Origin of the sequence: Phenylobacterium sp. (assembly GCF_965284355.1) — a bacterium.
Lineage (GTDB): Bacteria > Pseudomonadota > Alphaproteobacteria > Caulobacterales > Caulobacteraceae > Phenylobacterium.
In genome coordinates, this window is sequence record NZ_OZ260078.1 from 3662552 (window position 1) to 3676842 (window position 14291).

Genomic DNA, 14291 nt, shown 5'->3' on the forward strand with positions numbered 1-14291 from the left:
CAGGCCGCATGAGGGGCTGCGCCGGCCTTCAACCCGCGATGGCGCGTCAGCGCCGATGGGTTCAACCACGAACCACACGAACCACACGAACGGAACTTGCGGCTCGCGCGGGCCTCGAAAGCTTGGTCGCGTTCGTGTCGTTCGTGTGGTTCGTGGTCAAACGAGACAGCGCTGGCGGCGCGCTCTGAGCTGGACGGCCCAGCGCGACCCCTCATCCCTCCGCCCGCGGCCGACACCGTCTCCCGCAAGGGGAGAAGGTTCGCCAGACCACGCTACTTCGCCGCCGCTATGAACGCGTCCACGCGGCTCTCCACGACGTCCAGCGGCAGCGGGCCCGCCGCCAGGATCACCTCGTGGAAGGCCTTGAGGTCGAACTTCGGCCCCATCGCCTTCCGCGCCTTCTCGCGCAGCTCCAGGATCTTCAGCTGGCCGATCTTGTAGCTGGTGGCCTGGCCCGGCGTGGTGAAGTAGCGATCGATCTCGCGGGCGATATCCAGGTCCGAGCTCAGGGTGTTGGCGCGCATGTAGGCGATCGCCTGGTCGCGGGTCCAACGCTTGTGATGGATACCGGTGTCCAGCACCAGGCGCGCGGCCCGCCAGATCTCCAGGCTCAGGCGGCCGAAGTCGTCGTACGGGTCCTGGTAGAAGCCGGCTTCCTTGCCCAGCTTCTCGGCGTAGAGGCCCCAGCCCTCGATATAGGCGCCCTGATAGCTGAACCGGCGGAACAGCGGCAGGTCGGCCTGCTCCTGGGCCCGCGCGATCTGGAAGTGATGCCCCGGCGCGCCCTCGTGATAGGCGATCGCCGGCAGCTGCACCTTCGACACCTGGGTCATGTCGGACAGGTTCACGTAGAAGATCCCCGGCCGCGAGCCGTCGGGCGTGCCCTGGTTGTAGAAGGCGGTGGACGCGGTCTTCTCGCGGAACGGCTCGACGGCGCGCACCTCCAGCGCCTGCTTGGGCAGGGTGGAGAACTGCTTGTCCGCCACCGCCATGTAGTCGGCGATGATCTTCTTGGCGTCGGTCAGGTACTGCTGCTTGCCGGCCTCGGTGTTGGGGTACTTGAACTTGGGGTTCGTCCGCACCTCGGTCAGGAACGCGTCCAGGTCGCCCTTGAAGCCCACCTTCACGCGGATCGCGTCCATCTCCTTGCGGATGCGCGCCACCTCCGAAAGGCCGGTGGCGTGGATCTGGTCCGGGGTCAGCGGCGTGGTCGTGTAGAAGGCGACCATGTCGGCATAGAACGCGTCGCCCTGCGGCAGCGCCCAGACGCCGGTCACGGTGGTGGCCGTCTTCGACATCGCCGTCAGCGCGGCGATGTAGCGATCATAGCCGCGCTTCCACTCGCCCTTCAGCGCCGCCTCGGCGTCGGCCTTCAGCTTGGCCTTGGCCGTGTCGTCGATCTTGAGCGCATCCACCTTGGCCTTGAAGTCGGCCCAGACCGGATGGTCCGCGCCGCCGTCGAACGGGGCGCCCTTGATCTGGTTCTGGGCGTCGGGGATCACCCGGCCGAACACGAACGCCGGCGGCAGGAAGCCCTTGGCCGTGCGCTGGTCGATGTCGTCCGAGACCTCGCCCGCCACCCGCTCGAACGCCTTCAGGCGCGCGATGTAGGCCTCGGCGTCGGCGGCGCTGGCCACCTTGTGCGCGTTGATCAGCAGCACCGGCAGGTTGTCCAGCGCGCTGCCGGTCGAGCTCACGGCATAGCTCTGCCAGTACCACTTGAGCTGGACGGTCTGGATCGCCGCCGTCTTCTCGAAGAGGTCGTACGAGAGCTGCGAGCTGGGCGACAGCTTGGCGCGGTCGAACTCGCGCTTCATCCGCGCCACCAGCGCGGCGCCGGCGTCCACCTGCTTCTTCTGGCCCTCGTAGGTGTAGTCGCCGAGTTCGTTGTAGCGTTGCTTGATGCCCAGCTGCGTCAGGGTCTCGGGACTCATCCGCGCCATTTCCAGGAACGCGGCCTGGAAGAAGGCGGCCAGGCGGGCGTCCTCGGACTGCGCGGCGGCCGGCGCGGGCGCGGCGGCGGCCGGCGCCTGGGCCAGCGCGGGCGCGGCGATCAGCGCGGCGCTCAGCGCCAGGATGGAACAGGCGGTGCGGAACATTGGCGGCGTAACCCCGAAGCGATTGTGTGACGCAGGCTTAGTGGCCCGCACCCGCGCTCCGAAGTGAATTCCCGGTAAGGGTGGAAGGGGGGCTCAGCCGCCCCCGCGCAGTCCCGCCACGTGATTGAGCCGCGCCCAGCTGCGGCGGTGCGCCGGCGGCTCCACCGGCGGCCGTCCCGACAGGCGCGCCAGCCAGCGCTCCTCCGCCGCGTCCGCCTCGCGCCAGCACAGCGCCACCGCCGCCGCCAGGTCGCCGTCGCCCGCGGCATCGATCCGCGCGAGAAAAGTCGCCTCCAGCGCGTCCCGCTCGGGCGCGATCTCGGCCAGCGCCGCGCAGAAGTCGCCGAGGGCGGACCGGTGCAATGCCTCGTGCCGCCACCATCGCGAGCCGTCGGCCCGCTCGCCCGGCGCCGCTCCGAAATCGGGCGCGGGCGCGCCGAACACGAACGGCTTGAAGAGGCTGATGCAGGGCGCCGAGGTGCCGGTCACCCAGTGCACGCTGCGTCCGGCCTTGAGCTCGCTCACCATCGAGCCCACCGACTGGCTGCGCCGTGCGCCCGTCGAGGCGTGCATGCAGATCGTCCGCCGAGCGGTGTTGGCCGGGCTCCAGTCGGCCTCGTCGCCGTGGTCGCGCAGGATCGCCATCATCGACGCCGGCGTCAGCGCGGGCGCCGTCCGGTCCAGCAGCGCCTGACCCCGCGCGCACCGCCCGCGTCCGAAGCTCACCGCATCGCGCGCCTCGTCGATCAAGCTGGCGGCCACGTCATAGGCGGCGCCCCGGTCCAGGTCGGCGCTGATCCCGTCATAGCCGGCGCCGATGGAGTAGGCGTTCGACAGCGCCCGTACGTTGCGCACCCGCTCCCACACCCAGGACCGGCCCGCCGTCTCCAGCACATAGGCTTCCGCGCTGTCGGCGATGATGAAACCGTTGTTGTAGTAGAACCGCCCCAGGTGCCCGCAGTCGCCGCCCTGGCCGTACGCCTCCAGCAGCCCCACGATCACATCCAGGGCCTCGCGCGCCGTGCCGCCCCGCTCCAGGCCCAGCCGCACCAGGTCCATGCCGATCAGCGCGCGCCGCCGCTGCGCCGGCGTCTTCGCATGCAGCGCCTCGTTGCCGATCGCCACGCCCGCCTCGTTCACCCCCATCTCCGCGCCCCACATCCAGAAGGGGCGGCTGAGCAGGCACGCATAGGTCCGCGGCGCGTCGGGCAGGGTGATGTAGGTCGCCTTCAGCACCGTCGGCTCGGCGTTCACCCGCGCCGGCGACAGCTCCAGCCCCTGCGCCTCGTTCCGCTCACGGTCGCTGTTCTTGGCGAACAGCACCGCGCCCCGCTGCGTGGCCGCCGCCATCGCGGTGAGGGTGTCGCACACGGGCCTTAAGACCGCGGCGCCGGCGGCGCCTTGCAGGGCTTGATCTCGGCCGGCTTGGGCCGCTTCACCGGCGCTTCGAAGATGGCGATGTAGCCGATCCCGCCGTCCAGCGGCGTGTTCGACAGCTGCCTGTAGCCCACCGCCTCGAACTCGCACTTCAGCAACGCGGGCGGCGTGCCGTGGCTGTTGGTCGGCCGGTCCAGGTCGATCACGCCCACGCGACCGCCCGGCTTCAGCGCGTCGCCCAGCCGCCACAGCAGGGCGTAGGGGCTCTCGATCTCGTGGTACATGTGGACCAGCACCGCCCGGTCCACCGCGCCCGCCGGCAGCTTGGGATCGTCGGGCGTCCCCACCACGATCTTCACGTTCTTCAGGTTGCGTCGCTCGGCCTCGCGCTTCAGGCCCGATAGGTAGGCCTCGACGATATCCTCGGCATAGACCACGCCCGTGTCGCCCACCGCCGGCGACAGGCGAAGCGTGTGGTAGCCCGACCCGGCCCCGATATCGGCCACCGCCATTCCGGGCTTGATCTCCAGCTTCCGGATCAGCTGCCCGGATTCATCGGCCGCATCCCGGTCGGGCCCGTTCGACCACTCGGCCGCCACGATCCCCGCCACCGGCCGGTCCGGCATGGGGAACCCCGCCGCATCCCGCTTCACCGGCGCGGCCTGCGCAGCCGGGCCCTCCACCTGCGACGAACAGGCGGCGATCAGCAATGTTGCGAGGAGTGTGACGAGACCGAAACGCATCGATCCCTTTCCAGCCGAAAACGCGCGTCGGCGCCAGCCCCCACTCGTTGAGCGGGGGTGAAACCAAACGGGAACATGCTATAGCGCCTCGCATGGCCGACGCCGCGGGCCTTTCCGCCAATCTCCTGCCGCCCAAGTTCCAGGCCTGGTTCGCCGGCCGCGGCTGGGCGCCGCGTGCGCATCAATTGGAGATGGTGGCCAAGGGCCGCGCCGGGCAGGACGCCCTGCTGATCGCGCCCACCGGCGGCGGCAAGACCCTGGCCGGCTTCCTGCCCAGCCTGATCGAGATCGCGGAGCGGCCGCCCGCCAACAGCCCGCGCGGCCTGCACACCCTCTACATCTCGCCCTTGAAGGCGCTGGCCGTCGACGTCGAGCGCAATCTGAATGCGCCCATCCTGGAGATGGGCCTGCCGATCGTGGCCGAGAGCCGCACCGGCGACACCGGCATCGCGCGCCGCCAGCGCCAGCGGGTCAAGCCGCCCGACATTCTGCTCACCACCCCCGAACAGCTGGCGCTGCTCTGCGCCTGGGAAGGGGCGCGCCTCTACTTCGAAGACCTGCGCTGCGTGATCCTGGACGAGATCCACACCCTGCACGCCTCCAAGCGCGGCGACCTGCTGGCGCTCGACCTCGCCCGCCTGCAACAGCTCGCGCCCCACATGCGCCGCGTGGGCCTCAGCGCGACCGTGGACGACCCCCAGGTGATCCAGACCTGGATGGCCTCGCACGGCCCCAACGCCCCCTCCGTCAGCTTCGCCGACACCTCCCCCGTTGCCACGGGGGAGGAACTTGTCGCTCCAGTTCCTCCCCCGCGTGCGGGGGAGGGGGACCCCGAAGGGGTGGAGGGGGCGCTGGCGCGCCACGGCCCTCACTCCATTGCGCTAGTGAGAGGCCCCCCGGGCGCCGAGCCCATCGTCGATGTCCTGCTCTCTGAAGGCCGCGTCCCCTGGGCCGGCCACACGGCCCAGCACGCCATGGCCGAGGTCTACGACGTCATCCGCCGCTCGAAGATCGCGCTGATCTTCGTCAACACCCGCTTCCAGGCCGAGTTCGCCTTCCAGGAGCTGTGGAAGATCAACGACGACGGCCTACCCATCGCGCTCCACCATGGCAGCCTGGCCGCCGAACAGCGCCGCAAGGTCGAGGCCGCCATGGCCCGCGGCGAGCTGCGCGCGGTCGTCTGCACCTCCACCCTCGACCTCGGCATCGACTGGGGCGACGTCGACCTGGTCATCCAGCTCGCTAGTCCCAAGGGCGCCTCGCGCATGGTCCAGCGGATCGGCCGCGCCAACCACCGGCTGGACGAGCCGTCCCGCGCCCTCTTCGTGCCCGCCAACCGGTTCGAGATGCTGGAGTGCCAGGCCGCCCGCGAGGCCATCGCCGAGAACCGCCTCGACGGTGACCCGCCCCGGGTGGGCGCCCTCGACGTCCTGGCCCAGCACGTCATGGGCTGTGCGGTCTCCGAGCCCTTCGACCTGCTCGAGCTCTACGACGAGGTCCGCTCGGCCGGGCCCTACCGCGACCTGTCATGGGAGGACTTCGAACAGGTCGTCGATTTCGTCTCCACCGGCGGCTACGCGCTGAAAACCTACGACCGATTCCGACGCATCGTGCAGGGACAAGACGGCAAGTGGCGCGTCCGCAACCTGCAGATCGCCCAGCGGCACCGGCTCAACGTCGGCGCCATCGTCTCGCCGGCCATGCTCGCGGTGCGCATCGCCGCCCGTGGCGGACGCGGCGGCCGCAAGATCGGGGAGGTGGAGGAGGGCATGCTCGAGATGCTGGATCCCGGCGACACCTTCGTCTTCGCGGGCCAGGTCTGGACGCTGGTGGGCATCACCAACCTCGACGTGCTGGTCAGTCCCGCCGCGCACAAGGACCCCAAGATGCCGTCCTGGGGCGGCTCGAAGTTCGCGCTCTCCACCTACCTGGCCAAGCGCGTGCGCCAGCTGATGTTCGACCAGAGCCACTGGGCCGTCCTGCCCGATGACGTGCGCGAATGGCTGGAGGTCCAGAAGGACAAGTCCCTGATCGTCGGCGAGGACGAGCTGCTGCTCGAGACCTTCCCGCACAGGAAGCGCCACTTCCTGGTCTGCTATCCTTTCGAGGGGCGCCTCGCCCACACCACGCTCGCCATGCTGCTTACCCGCCGGCTGGAGCGCCTGGGCATCGGCCCGCTGGGCTTCGTCTGCAACGACTACGCCATGGCCATCTGGGCGCTGGAGCCGATGGACCGCGTCGACCTCGACGCCCTGTTCGACCAGGACATGCTGGGCGACGACCTCGAAAGCTGGCTGCAGGAAAGCTTCATGATGAAGCGCGCCTTCAAGGGCTGCGCGATCATCTCGGGCCTGATCGAGCGCCGCTTCCCGGGCGCCGAGGCCAAGACCGGCCGCCAGGTCACCTTTTCCACCGACCTGATCTACGACGTCTTGCGCCGCCACCAGCCCGACCACCTCCTGCTGCGCTGCGCGCGCGATGATGCGGCGACCGGCCTCATCGACGTGGCGCGGCTGGGCGACATGCTGCAGCGTATCGCCGGCCGCATCCGCCACGCGGCCCTCGACCACCTGTCTCCGTTCTCGGTGCCGATCCTGTTGGAGATCGGCAAGGAACGCTCGCCCGGCGACGCCCGCGAGATGATCCTGGCCGACGCGGAAGCCGATCTCATCGCCCAAGCTACACTTTAAGGATTCCCCACCCAGTGAACGACGTCCGCGTAAGCTCCGAATCTCCTCCCTCATTGGGGGAGGGCGACCATGCGCAGCATGGTGGAGGGGGCTTCGCCACGGCCGCTGAGCCCGCCGACACGCCCCCTCCACCCGCCTTCGGCCGGTCCCCCTCCCCCAATGGGAGAGGAGGGGAACAGCCCTACAGCTTCGCCGCGTCCCCCTGCGGCGGCCTGAGCCTGCGTGTGCGCAACACCGCCGTCGTCTTCCGCGCCTCGGGCGCCCTGTGGCTCGCCGCCAGCCGCACCCTGGTGGTGGCCGACCTCCACCTGGAGAAGGGCTCGGCCTACGCCTCGCGCGGCCAGCTGCTGCCGCCCTACGACACCGCCGAGACCCTGCGCCGCCTCGAGGCCGAGGTCGTCGCGCTCTCGCCGGCCGCCGTCGTGCTGCTGGGCGACACCTTCCACGACCGCCGGTCGGAAGACCGCCTGGCCCCCGACGATGGCGCGCGCCTGGCCGGGCTGGCCGACGGCCGCCGCCTGATCTGGGTGGTGGGCAACCACGACGCCGACGGCCCCCGCCATCTGCCCGGCGAGACCGCCGACGAGATCGCGCTGGAGGGCCTCGATTTCCGCCACGAGCCGCAGCCCGGCCCGCGGCTCGGCGAGGTGGCCGGCCATCTGCACCCCGCCGCCCGCGTCGTCGCCGCCCGCGGCAGCGTGCGCCGCCGCTGCTTCGTCACCGACGGCGAGCGCGTGATCCTGCCGGCCTTCGGCGCCTACGCCGGCGGCCTCAACATCCGCGACGCCGCCTTCGCGGGTCTCTTCGCCCGCTCGCCCCTGGCCGGCGCCCTGGGCCCCGCCCGCGTCCGCGCCGTCGGCTGGCGAAACCTCGCGGACGACTAGGTCTTCTCCACATGCCGCGCTTTCCCCTCCCCCTTGCGGGGAGGGCTATCGATATGGCCGGCACTTGAGGCGGAGCCCTCTCCCCCTTGCGGGGAGAGGGTTGGGAGTGGGGGTGTCGGCTCAGAGTCCGAAGGTTCGCACCCCCACCCCCGACCCCTCCCCGCAAGGGGGAGGGGAGCAGGCCTACTGCGTCGGTCTGTCCGACCCGCGCGACAGCACGTCCGCGTCGCGTTCGCGGCGGCGCTCCCATTCCTTGGGGGTGGCGCAGATGCGCGTCTTGAAATGGCTGCCCAGCTGGGTCTCCTGGACGCACACCTTTTTCGGCTTCTCGGCCTTGGCGGGCGTCACAGCCTCGGTCTTCGCCGGCTCGCCCTTCTCAGGTTGAGCCGCCGGCGCGGTGGCGGCCGGAACCGCCGCTTGCGCCAGCATCAGCGCCATCAACGGTCCCAGCGCCCCCGTCATGGCCCTACATCCGCACCAGGCCGCACAGCTTGTTGCCGTCCGGATCGCGCAGGTAGGCCAGGTACATCTTGCCCGTCGGCCCCTCGCGCACGCCCGGCGGGTCCTCGCAGGTCGTCCCGCCGTTGGCGACGCCCGCCGCATGCCACGCATCGGCCTGGGCCGAGTCGGCGCAGGCAAAGCCGATGGTGCTGCCGTTGCCGAAGGTCGCCGGCTGGCCGTCGATCGGCAGCGAGGCGGCGAACACCCCCGTGGGCGTGCGCCAGAACACGCGGTGGCGGTCCACGAAGCCCGGCGGCACGCCCAGCGCCCCCAGCACTGCGTCATAGAACGTCTTGGCCCGGTCCAGATCGCTGGTGCCGACCATGATGTGCGAGAACATTGAAGCGCCCTTCCTCGAAAACGGCCGGCACTTCAGGCCGCCCCGCCCCGCCGGTCAATCTGCCCCTGGGTGAGCCTCTCCGCCGCGCGTCCGCCAGACCCCCATTCGGGGGACGCGCCGGCGCCGCGGCGGCGGTAGATCGAGACGGGGCCGGAATGGGTGCGCCCCGAGTTCAGTCATGGGGAATTGCATGCGTATCAGGGGTTTCGCTGCGGCGCTGGGTCTGGCGGCGGGCATCGGGCTGTCGGGCGGGGCCAGCGCCGCGGCCATCGACATCGTGGCCTACACGGGCGCCGGGAACACGGTGATCGACTTCGAGGACGTGGCGGCCTCGGGCTATCCAGGCACGGTCTACAACGGCCTGTTCACCTCGCGCGGCGCCACGTTCGGCGAGCGGTTCCAGGGCCAGACCCTCACCACCGTTCCCGACGCCTTCACCCCTGACGGCCTGCTCGACGTGCTGTCCGGCGCGCCCACCGGCCCGCTCACCCTGGTGGCCGGCGCGGCCTCGCAGAACCAGGCGGTGGGCAATGACGGCTTAACCCACAACCTCATCCCGTGCGGCGCCCGCGGATGTGCGCATCCCAACGGCTACGGCGAGGGCGCCTTCGCGGTGATGTTCTCGGGGCCCGTGTCTTACTTCGGCTTCCAGCAGCTCTACGGCGGGGGGCCGGGCCAGACCACGCTCGACTTCTTCAACACCAGCGGCGCCCTGATCCAGCGGATCACGGTCGCCCCCTTCGGCAATTTCGGGTTCGCCCGCGCCGGCGGTCTCAAGGATATCGCTGGCGTCTCCGTCTTCACCACCGATCCCGGCGGCCTGGGCTACGACAACCTGGTCTACGACGCGCCGCTCGTCACCACCGGCGGCGTGCCCGAGCCGGGCGCCTGGGCTCTGATGATCGCGGGCTTCGGCCTCGCCGGCGCGGCGCTCCGCCGCCGCCGGACGGCTGCGGCCTGACGCCGGGCCGCGCAGGGCGCGCCGGCCGGCGCGCCCCCATGCTCAGGGCAGCACGGCCTCGGCCTCGATCTCCACGCGCGCGTTCGGGTCCACCAGCCCGCTCACCGCCACCAGCGTCATCGCCGGAAAGTGCCGCCCCAGCGTCTCGCCCCAGGCCGCGCCCACCTCGGCGCCGCCGGCGTTGAACTCGGCCATGTCGGTCACATAGGCCCGCAGCAGCACGATGTTGGGGATGTCGGCGCCCGCCGCCCGCACCACGGTCACCAGGTTGCCCAGCGCGCGCCGCCACTGCTCGCCCAGCGACAGCCCCTCGGCCACCGCCGCGCCGCCCACCTGCGCCAGCTGGCCCGAGACCCGGATCGTGGTCGCGCCCCGCGAACTCACCGCCTGCGCAAACCCCCGCGGCCGCGGCCACCCCTCGGGCAGCACGGCCCGGTACTCGATATCGCTCATGGCGTTCCTCCGTCCGCCCCCATCAGACGCGGCCGGGGGCGCTCCGGCAAGGTCCGCTTCCGTCGGAGCGGCGTCAGCTCCGCCGCCGCCGCAGCGCGCGAAACAGGTAGGCGCCGACCAGCAGCGCGACCACGGCGGTCGAGACCGGATCCAGCCAGGCTTCGACGCGGCGATACTCGTGCTCCAGCACATAGCCGGTGGCGGCCAGCAGCGCGGTCCAGAGCGCCGTCCCCAGGGTCGTGGCGACGAAGAAGACGCCGCCGGGCATGCGCATCAGACCGGCCGGAACCGACACCAGCGTCCGCACGCCCGGGATCAGCCGGCCGGCGAACACCGCCACGGCCCCGCGCCGCCGGAAGAACGCCCGCGACCGTTCCAGGTCGGCGGTGTCCAGCGTCAGCCAGCGTCCGTGCCGGTCGATCCAGCGGGCGAACGCGGCCTCGGGAATCCGCCGCCCCGCCAGGTACCAGACATAGGCCCCCGCCACCGCGCCCACCGTCCCCGCCGCCACGACGCCGGCGAAGCTCAGATGGCCCTGCGCCGCGGCGAACCCCGCCAGCGGCATGATCACCTCGGACGGGATCGGGGGCAGGATGTTCTCGGCGAACATCAGCAGCAGAACGCCGACGAGCCCGCCCGCCACGATGGCGCCCAGGATGAAATCGAACATGCCGCCGGTGCGCCCTACCGCGCCTCGTCCAGCCCGAACCGGGCCGGCTTCAGCCCCAGCGCCCGGCTGATCCGGCGGGCGGCCTCGCGTTCGGCGGCGTCGAAGCCGCCGTCGGCGTCGGCGATGGCGCAGGCGATGTCGACCAGGTAGGCGGCGTCACGGCCGGCCACCGCCCGCAGGCGGCGCAGGCCCTCGCTCTCGGCCAGGTCGGGGTCGCGGTCGAACGCCCCGGTCACCTTGTCAAAGGCGTCCGCCGTGGCGGCCAGATCCAGCCCGGCGCCCAGGGCGAACCCCTGCAGCTTCAGCAGCATGGCGCGCCGTTCCGCGCCGGTCACCCAGCCGTCGGCATAGGCCACGATGGCGCACGCCGAGGCCAGGGCCTCGACGTGCGCGGTGTCGGCATGGGCGCGAAGATCGGCGATGGCGGCCTTTAGGGGCGCGGCGTCCAGGGACGCGGGGGTCAGGCTCACCGGCGCGCGTCCCCCAAGTCGCCCAGTCGATCGTCCGTCCGGGTCTCCATCCGGGCGTCCGGCGCCGGCCAGCGCGGCGGCGAGGGCGGATCGGCCCACCACGCCCACAGGGGCGCCATGGTCCAGGCCCAGGGGGCCATCATCAGGTCCACGGCCATCTGTTGTTCGAGGGCCCGTTCGCGCTCGTCGCGCGGCATGTTGTGGGGGTGTCGTCTCATGGCAATGCCTCTCTCGTGAGAGGCGCGCCGCCGCCAGGATCGCGAACAGGGGGAACGTCGCGACCAGCCGGCGACGACGCGCCTGCTGCGATCCGACATCACGACCTGCTCATTCAGGTCGCCAGAGGGGCCCGGCCCGCACCCCCTATCTGGGAACCGTTCGCAAAGATGCAAGAGGGCCGCGCGCATCCAGGCGCCGCGCCGCCTCAGGCGTCCCCGGCCAGGCCCTTCAGGTTGTGGCCCTTGATCCGGGCCTCGGCCCGATCCGTGCCCACCCCGAACCAGGCCGCCGTCGGCCGCTCCCACGGCCCCGGATTGGGCTCGCGCACCAGCTGCCGTGTCTGCGGATCGGGACAGAAGGTCACCACCCGGCACATCCCGTCCTCGCGCTCCTCGACCATGAAGTGACGGTGCAGCACCGCCATCGGCTCGTTCGCCGCCGCCGCCGCCCGGGCCGCCTCGGCCCGCGCCTCCGCGTCCGCCGCCTCGGTCGTCATCGGCCGCGTCTTGCCGAACTGCTTCGGCCCCAGCGCCGCCGCCGTCCACCGCAGCTGGCCCAGCTTCACCCGCGTCGCGTAAGCCGTCTCGGGCGTTACGGCGCAGGCGATCTCCCAGCCCTCGTCGCACAGCCGCTCGGCCTGCATCCGCTGCGCCAGCGCCACGGCCTCGCCGAACGCCGGATACTGCAGCCGCCACTTCCACACCGTGTTGAACGACGGCATCTGCGGGTCGCGGCAGATGGCGGTCAGGCTCTCGCCCTCGCTCATCCGATAGTAGATCTCGGCCGCCAGGCTCTCGTCCCACCGGGGTTTCCGCCCGCCGCGCATGTGCCACCCGGCCGCCGTCCGCGCCCGGTGCAGCTTCGCCGCGAACACCGGCAGCCGCTGGATCCACGCCGTGATCGTCGAGCGGTGGGGCAGGGACGGATCGGCGCAGATCGACCGCAGCGCCTCGCCCGACTCCACCCGCTCCAGCACCCGGCGCGCCACCGCCGCCGAATAGAACACCTTGCGCCCCGACGGCCCCGCCAGCCGCCGCGACATCACGCCCTGGCCCTTCGCCGCCATGCGCCGCTCCTTGAGATGTTGATGATGAGGAGGATGAGACACGAAAAAGGGCCCGGCCCGCCCCAAGGCGCAAAACCGAACCCTGCCCGAACCCTACCCCAATTTGCGCGCAAATGCAAGAACAAACACAGAACATATTCCTCCCCCGCAGGGGGAGGGGAACCGCCGAAGGCGGTGGAGGGGGCTTCCGCTCAGGCCCCAGCCAACCCCCGCTCACCGCGGCAGTCTGAACCTCAGCGGAATCTGGCCGACGAAGGGCTTGCCGGCCGCCTCGCCCTCAGGGCGCATCCGAAACTGACACCCCATCCGCTCGGCGGTCGGCCCGAAGTCGTAGTCGGGCTCGGACTCCCGGATCCACACACAGGCCTCGGGGCGGCTGTCGGCCCGGAACCGGCACTGGATCACCGCCGAGCCCTCGACCTCCCGCCGCCGGGCCTTCTCCGGATAGTACCGCAGCGTCCTGTCCGGCTTGCCGGGGCAGACGAACCACGGCCGGTCGACGGGAACCTCCCCCTGCCGCTCCGGCGAAACCTCCACCTGCGCCTGCCCCGCCGGCGCCACGGCCAGCGCGGCGAGCAGCAGGGCGGCCCCGAGCCGGGTGCGCCAGGTCATGCCCAAGCCGGTTGCCCCCGCCCCCCGCCTACATCTCGTTCGGCGGCGGCGGCAGCGGCGCCTCGAACATCGTGTCCACGTCCGCAAACGCGGTCATCATCGTGCCCTTGGGGATCGAGGTGTTCTTCCCCTTGATGAAGGGCAGGGCGGGCCACAGCAGCAGCAGGCTCGCCACCTGCACGCCGGTATTGTGCGACCCCTGCGATCCGCGCTGTGCGCGCAGCTTGATCCGCTCCTCGCCCACCTTGAGGTAGACGAGGCGGATCGCCAGCTTGCCGGTCTTGCCCAGCATGCCGCTCTTGCGCGCGTCGACCACCTCGCCCACGCCACGATAGCCGGCCCGCAGGACCGTCCCGTCCGCCAGCTTCACGTCATCGTCCAGGCTGATCGTGAACCGGTCGCCATCCTGCGCGTGCTTGCTCGAGATCGACTCCTCGAGCCGGACCGTGAACTCGGTGCCCTCCGGAATCTTCACCGTCGCGGCCACCGCGGCCCCCGGCAGCGCCGCCGTCCCAACCGCCAGCGACCACGCAGCCGCCAGGGCCACGATCTTCTGCAATTTCAAGGCAGTCCCCCCATGCGCGCACCCTGCGCCGCCGCCACCTTGGCCGGGTTGCAGCCCGCCGTCCAGCGTCTCCTGCGCGAGCGACGGGCGCGAGGCGGCGCCTGGGCCCCTACCTCCCCCGCGCAGCGGCGGGAGGGGGACCACCGGCCGAGGCCGCAGGCCGAAGAGCGGGTGGTGGAGGGGGCGAGCCTCAGGCTCCGAGGCTGGACTCCACCGGCTGATCGGGAAAAGCTGGCCCGCAATCCGGAGGCCGCATGAAGCCGCCTTACAACGAGGAACGGGCGCGCGCCTGGGGGCGGATGGCGCCGCATATCGCGCAATTCAACGCGATTTGTCTCTGCGCTGTGGCGACGTTTCTCCTTGGCGCCGGCGCCTATGGCGTCCTGTTCGACGGCGTTCCGTACCGCCGCGCCCTGCCATTCCTCCTTATGGGGCTGCTCTTCTACTTCGGCGCCTGGGCGCAGCTCGCGCTCGTCCGCCTGGGGCAACGCTTGTCGCGATCCCAGCAGGCTCCCCCTCCGCCGCGGTGAATCAACCGCTGACAAACGCCCTGCCGGCCGCCCGCCCCCTCCACCCATCGCTCTACGGTCGGCTCGCGCCGCCCTCGGCGACCGGTCCCCCTCCCGCCGCTTCGCGGGGGA

Annotated in this window: 16 protein-coding genes; 4 read left to right on the forward strand and 12 right to left on the reverse strand. The window is 71.5% G+C overall.

Features of this window, described 5'->3' with window-relative positions:
- Positions 1-272: 272 nt before the first annotated feature.
- From ACQ66R_RS18105 to ACQ66R_RS18115, 3 genes are all read right to left on the reverse strand, one after another.
- Entirely contained in the window at positions 273-2099 is a 1827-nt protein-coding gene (locus ACQ66R_RS18105; protein ID WP_430424151.1) for a DUF885 domain-containing protein, read from the reverse strand.
- Between the two features lie 93 nt (positions 2100-2192).
- The gene (locus tag ACQ66R_RS18110) at positions 2193-3470 is read right to left on the reverse strand and encodes a C69 family dipeptidase (RefSeq protein ID WP_430424154.1); all 1278 of its coding nucleotides are present in this window, start codon (positions 3468-3470) and stop codon (positions 2193-2195) included.
- Positions 3471-3475: 5 nt separating this feature from the next.
- The gene (locus ACQ66R_RS18115) at positions 3476-4219 is read right to left on the reverse strand and encodes a methyltransferase domain-containing protein (RefSeq protein WP_430424156.1); all 744 of its coding nucleotides are present in this window, start codon (positions 4217-4219) and stop codon (positions 3476-3478) included.
- Between the two features lie 92 nt (positions 4220-4311).
- On the opposite strand from ACQ66R_RS18115, the gene ACQ66R_RS18120 reads away from it, so the two are divergent.
- On the forward strand, positions 4312-6909 hold the full coding sequence (locus ACQ66R_RS18120; RefSeq protein WP_430424158.1) for a ligase-associated DNA damage response DEXH box helicase: 2598 nt from the start codon (positions 4312-4314) through the stop codon (positions 6907-6909).
- A 224-nt stretch (positions 6910-7133) separates the two neighbouring features.
- Positions 7134-7793, forward strand: a complete 660-nt coding sequence (gene pdeM, locus ACQ66R_RS18125; RefSeq protein WP_430424159.1) for a ligase-associated DNA damage response endonuclease PdeM — start codon at positions 7134-7136, stop codon at positions 7791-7793.
- Between the two features lie 183 nt (positions 7794-7976).
- Here the strand turns inward: pdeM and ACQ66R_RS18130 are convergent, their stop codons facing one another.
- Entirely contained in the window at positions 7977-8255 is a 279-nt protein-coding gene (locus ACQ66R_RS18130; protein WP_430424161.1) for a hypothetical protein, read from the reverse strand.
- Between the two features lie 4 nt (positions 8256-8259).
- Positions 8260-8634, reverse strand: coding sequence for a VOC family protein (locus ACQ66R_RS18135; protein ID WP_430424162.1), 375 nt, complete (start codon positions 8632-8634; stop codon positions 8260-8262).
- A 190-nt stretch (positions 8635-8824) separates the two neighbouring features.
- On the opposite strand from ACQ66R_RS18135, the gene ACQ66R_RS18140 reads away from it, so the two are divergent.
- The gene (locus ACQ66R_RS18140; RefSeq protein ID WP_430424164.1) at positions 8825-9595 is read left to right on the forward strand and encodes a PEPxxWA-CTERM sorting domain-containing protein; all 771 of its coding nucleotides are present in this window, start codon (positions 8825-8827) and stop codon (positions 9593-9595) included.
- A 42-nt stretch (positions 9596-9637) separates the two neighbouring features.
- Here the strand turns inward: ACQ66R_RS18140 and ACQ66R_RS18145 are convergent, their stop codons facing one another.
- The 7 genes from ACQ66R_RS18145 to ACQ66R_RS18175 all read right to left on the reverse strand — a co-directional run bounded on the left by ACQ66R_RS18145 (position 9638) and on the right by ACQ66R_RS18175 (position 13650).
- Positions 9638-10048 (reverse strand): RidA family protein, encoded by a 411-nt coding sequence (locus ACQ66R_RS18145; RefSeq protein ID WP_293361778.1) that lies wholly within the window; start codon positions 10046-10048, stop codon positions 9638-9640.
- 73 nt (positions 10049-10121) lie between these two features.
- Positions 10122-10718 (reverse strand): DedA family protein, encoded by a 597-nt coding sequence (locus tag ACQ66R_RS18150; RefSeq protein WP_430424166.1) that lies wholly within the window; start codon positions 10716-10718, stop codon positions 10122-10124.
- Between the two features lie 14 nt (positions 10719-10732).
- Positions 10733-11188, reverse strand: coding sequence for a TerB family tellurite resistance protein (locus ACQ66R_RS18155; RefSeq protein WP_430424168.1), 456 nt, complete (start codon positions 11186-11188; stop codon positions 10733-10735).
- On the reverse strand, positions 11185-11406 hold the full coding sequence (locus ACQ66R_RS18160; protein WP_430424170.1) for a hypothetical protein: 222 nt from the start codon (positions 11404-11406) through the stop codon (positions 11185-11187). Before ACQ66R_RS18160 ends, ACQ66R_RS18155 begins: the two co-directional genes overlap by 4 nt.
- Before the next feature lie 206 nt (positions 11407-11612).
- Positions 11613-12473 carry a hypothetical protein gene (locus ACQ66R_RS18165; protein WP_430424172.1) on the reverse strand — a complete coding sequence of 287 codons (861 nt, stop codon included), beginning with the start codon at positions 12471-12473 and terminating at the stop codon, positions 11613-11615.
- 213 nt (positions 12474-12686) lie between these two features.
- Entirely contained in the window at positions 12687-13085 is a 399-nt protein-coding gene (locus tag ACQ66R_RS18170) for a TonB family protein (protein WP_430424174.1), read from the reverse strand.
- A gap of 28 nt (positions 13086-13113) precedes the next feature.
- Positions 13114-13650, reverse strand: coding sequence for a hypothetical protein (locus tag ACQ66R_RS18175; RefSeq protein ID WP_430424176.1), 537 nt, complete (start codon positions 13648-13650; stop codon positions 13114-13116).
- A gap of 254 nt (positions 13651-13904) precedes the next feature.
- On the opposite strand from ACQ66R_RS18175, the gene ACQ66R_RS18180 reads away from it, so the two are divergent.
- Positions 13905-14180, forward strand: coding sequence for a hypothetical protein (locus tag ACQ66R_RS18180; RefSeq protein ID WP_430424178.1), 276 nt, complete (start codon positions 13905-13907; stop codon positions 14178-14180).
- The last annotated feature ends 111 nt before the right edge of the window (positions 14181-14291 follow it).

What these genes read in the sequence shown, in the direction of transcription:
- ACQ66R_RS18105 (WP_430424151.1), bottom strand. Translation starts at nt 2,099, where the DNA reads ATGTTCCGCACCGCCTGTTCCATCCTGGCGCTGAGCGCCGCGCTGATC.
- ACQ66R_RS18115 (WP_430424156.1), bottom strand. Translation starts at nt 4,219, where the DNA reads ATGCGTTTCGGTCTCGTCACACTCCTCGCAACATTGCTGATCGCCGCC.
- ACQ66R_RS18120 (WP_430424158.1), top strand. Translation starts at nt 4,312, where the DNA reads ATGGCCGACGCCGCGGGCCTTTCCGCCAATCTCCTGCCGCCCAAGTTC.
- ACQ66R_RS18130 (WP_430424161.1), bottom strand. Translation starts at nt 8,255, where the DNA reads ATGACGGGGGCGCTGGGACCGTTGATGGCGCTGATGCTGGCGCAAGCG.
- ACQ66R_RS18135 (WP_430424162.1), bottom strand. Translation starts at nt 8,634, where the DNA reads ATGTTCTCGCACATCATGGTCGGCACCAGCGATCTGGACCGGGCCAAG.
- ACQ66R_RS18140 (WP_430424164.1), top strand. Translation starts at nt 8,825, where the DNA reads ATGCGTATCAGGGGTTTCGCTGCGGCGCTGGGTCTGGCGGCGGGCATC.
- ACQ66R_RS18145 (WP_293361778.1), bottom strand. Translation starts at nt 10,048, where the DNA reads ATGAGCGATATCGAGTACCGGGCCGTGCTGCCCGAGGGGTGGCCGCGG.
- ACQ66R_RS18150 (WP_430424166.1), bottom strand. Translation starts at nt 10,718, where the DNA reads ATGTTCGATTTCATCCTGGGCGCCATCGTGGCGGGCGGGCTCGTCGGC.
- ACQ66R_RS18160 (WP_430424170.1), bottom strand. Translation starts at nt 11,406, where the DNA reads ATGAGACGACACCCCCACAACATGCCGCGCGACGAGCGCGAACGGGCC.
- ACQ66R_RS18165 (WP_430424172.1), bottom strand. Translation starts at nt 12,473, where the DNA reads ATGGCGGCGAAGGGCCAGGGCGTGATGTCGCGGCGGCTGGCGGGGCCG.
- ACQ66R_RS18170 (WP_430424174.1), bottom strand. Translation starts at nt 13,085, where the DNA reads ATGACCTGGCGCACCCGGCTCGGGGCCGCCCTGCTGCTCGCCGCGCTG.
- ACQ66R_RS18180 (WP_430424178.1), top strand. Translation starts at nt 13,905, where the DNA reads ATGAAGCCGCCTTACAACGAGGAACGGGCGCGCGCCTGGGGGCGGATG.